Origin of the sequence: Mesorhizobium sp. M4A.F.Ca.ET.022.05.2.1 (genome assembly GCF_003998845.1) — a bacterium.
In the GTDB taxonomy this organism is placed as follows: domain Bacteria; phylum Pseudomonadota; class Alphaproteobacteria; order Rhizobiales; family Rhizobiaceae; genus Mesorhizobium.
In genome coordinates this window covers 1-3054 of sequence record NZ_RZOJ01000564.1, presented here as the reverse complement: position 1 = coordinate 3054, position 3054 = coordinate 1, and the positions used below count along the sequence as shown (strand labels likewise).

Here is a 3054-nt window from a genome sequence, read left to right as displayed (position 1 = left end):
GTGCTGGCATGCTCAGCCAACCAACAAATTCGTGGAGGCTTTGCAAATGGCCAGGATGCGCGCTGTCGACGCTGCCGTTCTCGTTCTCGAAAAGGAGGGCATTTCGTGCGCCTTCGGCGTGCCGGGCGCGGCGATCAACCCGCTTTATTCGTCGCTGAAGGCGAGGGGCACCATTCGTCACGTTCTCGCGCGCCATGTCGAAGGCGCCTCGCATATGGCCGAAGGCTATACGCGGGCCAAGGCCGGCAATATCGGCCTCTGCATCGGTACCTCCGGTCCGGCCGGCACCGACATGATCACCGGGCTCTATTCGGCGGCGGCCGATTCCATTCCGATCCTTTGCATAACTGGCCAAGCTCCCCGCGCGCGCCTCAACAAGGAGGATTTCCAGGCCGTCGACATCGCCGCGATCGCCGCGCCGGTCGCCAAATGGGCGGTCACCGTCATGGAACCCTATCTGGTGCCGATGGCGCTGCAGAAGGCCTTTCATCTGATGCGCTCGTCGCGGCCCGGCCCGGTCCTCATCGACCTGCCGGTGGATGTGCAGATGGCCGAGATTGAATTCGACATCGACGCCTACGAGCCGCTCGCCCCCTTCAAGCCGGCGATGACGCGCGCCCAGGCGGAGAAGGCGCTGACGATGCTCAATCAGGCGGAAAAGCCGCTGATCGTCGCCGGCGGCGGCATCATCAATGCCGACGCGTCCGACCTGCTGATCGAGTTCGCCGAGGTCACCGGCGTGCCGCTCATTCCGACGCTGATGGGCTGGGGCACGATCCCTGACGACCATCGGCTGATGGCCGGCATGTGCGGGCTGCAGACCTCGCACCGCTATGGCAACGCGACGATGCTGGAAGCCGACTTCGTCTTCGGCATCGGCAATCGCTGGGCCAACCGCCACACCGGCTCGGTCGACGTCTACACCAAGGGCAAGAAATTCATCCATGTCGATATCGAACCGACCCAGATAGGCCGCGTGTTCGCGCCGGACCTCGGCGTTGTCTCGGATGCCGGCGCCGCGCTGAAGATGCTGCTTGACGTCGCCACCGAATGGCGGACGGCGGGCAAGCTGCGCGACTGGTCGGGCTGGGCGAAGGAATGCCAGCAGCGCAAGAAGACGATGAAGCGCAAGACGCATTTCGAGCAGGTGCCGCTGAAGCCGCAGCGCGTCTATGAGGAGATGAACAAGGCTTTCGGCCGCGACACCACCTATGTCACCACGATCGGCCTGTCGCAGATCGCCGGCGCGCAGTTCCTGCATGTCTACAAGCCGCGCAACTGGATCAATTGCGGCCAGGCAGGCCCGCTCGGCTGGACGCTGCCGGCCGCCCTCGGCGTGCGAGCGGCCGATCCGGACCGCGATATCGTCGCGCTCTCCGGCGACTACGATTTCCAGTTCATGATCGAGGAACTGGCGGTCGGGGCGCAGCACAAATTGCCCTATCTCCACGTCGTCGTGAACAATGCCTATCTCGGCCTGATCCGCCAGGCGCAGCGCGGCTTCTCGATGGACTACGAGGTCAGCCTCGCCTTCGAGAACGTCAACCGCGCCAACGACCCCGAGGCAGGCTACGGCGTCGACCATGTCGCGGTCGCCGAGGCGATGGGCTGCAAGGCGGTTAGGGTGCGTAAGCCGGAAGAGTTCGCCGGCGCCTTCAAGGAGGCGCAGCGCCTGATGAAGGAGCACCAGGTTCCGGTCGTTCTGGAATTCATCCTCGAACGCGTCACCAACATTTCCATGGGCACGGAAATCGACAAGATCACCGAGTTCGAGGAATTGGCCGAACGCAATGAGGATGCGCCGACGGCCATCATGATGTTGGATTGAGCCCGGCGGGGAGAAGGAGAAAAAGAATGCCGCGTTTTTCAGCCAATCTGTCGATGCTCTTTGGCGAGCACGAGTTCCTCGACCGCTTCGATGCCGCCGCCCGCGCCGGCTTCAAGGGCGTCGAATATATCGGCCCTTACGATCATGCGCCGGACGTCGTCGCCGCGCGCCTGAAGGAGAACGGGCTGACCCAGGTTCTGTTCAACTTGCCGCCGGGCGACTGGGCAAAGGGCGAGCGCGGCATAGCCGTGCTTCCCGATCGGGTACCGGAATTCCGGCAAGGGGTGGCCAAGGCCATCACCTATGCGCATGCGCTCGGCTGCGAGCAGATCAACTGCCTTGCCGGCATCGCCCCACAGGGAGCCGACCGAGCGGTGCTGGAGAACGTCTTTGCCGAGAATCTGGCTTTCGCGGCCGAGAAGCTGGAGCAGGCCGGCATCAGGCTTTTGATCGAGCCGATCAACACCCGGGACATTCCGGGCTTCTTCCTGAATTATTCCGACCAGGCGCTGGCGCTGATCGACCGCATAGGCTCGAAGAACCTGTTCCTGCAATACGACATCTACCACATGCAGATCATGGAGGGGGATCTCGCCCGTACCATCGAGGCAAACCTCGGCCGTATCGCGCATATCCAGCTTGCGGACAATCCCGGACGTCACGAGCCGGGGACGGGCGAGATCAACTATCCCTTCCTCTACGAGCACATCGACCGGCTCGGCTATGCCGGCTGGATTGGCGCCGAATACAAGCCGAAGGCCGGCACGGACGCAGGGCTGGGCTGGTTCAAGGCATTGGCCGGCCAGGGCAGCGCGGCCGCCTAAAGCCTTCCTTCTCCCCGTCACTATACGGGGAGAAGGTGCCGGCAGGCGGATGAAGGGCAGCGCCGTACCTTCGGCTAGTTGCAGTTACGAATTTCAGGAGCGAAACAATGGAAACCATCGGCTTTATTGGCCTCGGCATCATGGGCGCGCCGATGGCGGGGCATTTGCTGGATGCCGGCTACCCCGTCGTCGCCAGCGACCATCGCTCCAAACCGCCGGCTGACCTGATCGGCAAAGGGCTGAAGACCATCACCGGCCATGCCGCCGTGGCGAAGGCGGCTGATGTCATCATCACGATGGTGCCGGACACGCCGCAGGTGGCCGACGTGCTGTTCGGCGAGAACGGAGTCGCCTCCGGCCTGTCCAAAGGCAAGCTGGTCATCGACATGAGTTCGATCTCGC

The 3054-nt window shown here is 63.4% G+C and carries 3 protein-coding genes; all 3 read left to right on the top strand.

From position 1 onward, the window contains the following. Nucleotides 1-46: 46 nt before the first annotated feature. On the top strand, nucleotides 47-1828 hold the full coding sequence (gene gcl, locus EN745_RS32740) for a glyoxylate carboligase (protein ID WP_127423161.1): 1782 nt from the start codon (nucleotides 47-49) through the stop codon (nucleotides 1826-1828). 26 nt (nucleotides 1829-1854) lie between these two features. After that, entirely contained in the window at nucleotides 1855-2652 is a 798-nt protein-coding gene (gene otnI, locus EN745_RS32735) for a 2-oxo-tetronate isomerase (RefSeq protein ID WP_127423160.1), read from the top strand. A 107-nt stretch (nucleotides 2653-2759) separates the two neighbouring features. Beyond that, on the top strand, nucleotides 2760-3054 hold a 295-nt coding region (locus EN745_RS32730; protein ID WP_145992270.1), incomplete at its 3' end, for an NAD(P)-binding domain-containing protein.

Excerpts from the sequence above, each read along its gene's own strand:
- gcl (WP_127423161.1), top strand. The coding sequence starts at position 47 with ATGGCCAGGATGCGCGCTGTCGACGCTGCCGTTCTCGTTCTCGAAAAG.
- otnI (WP_127423160.1), top strand. The coding sequence starts at position 1,855 with ATGCCGCGTTTTTCAGCCAATCTGTCGATGCTCTTTGGCGAGCACGAG.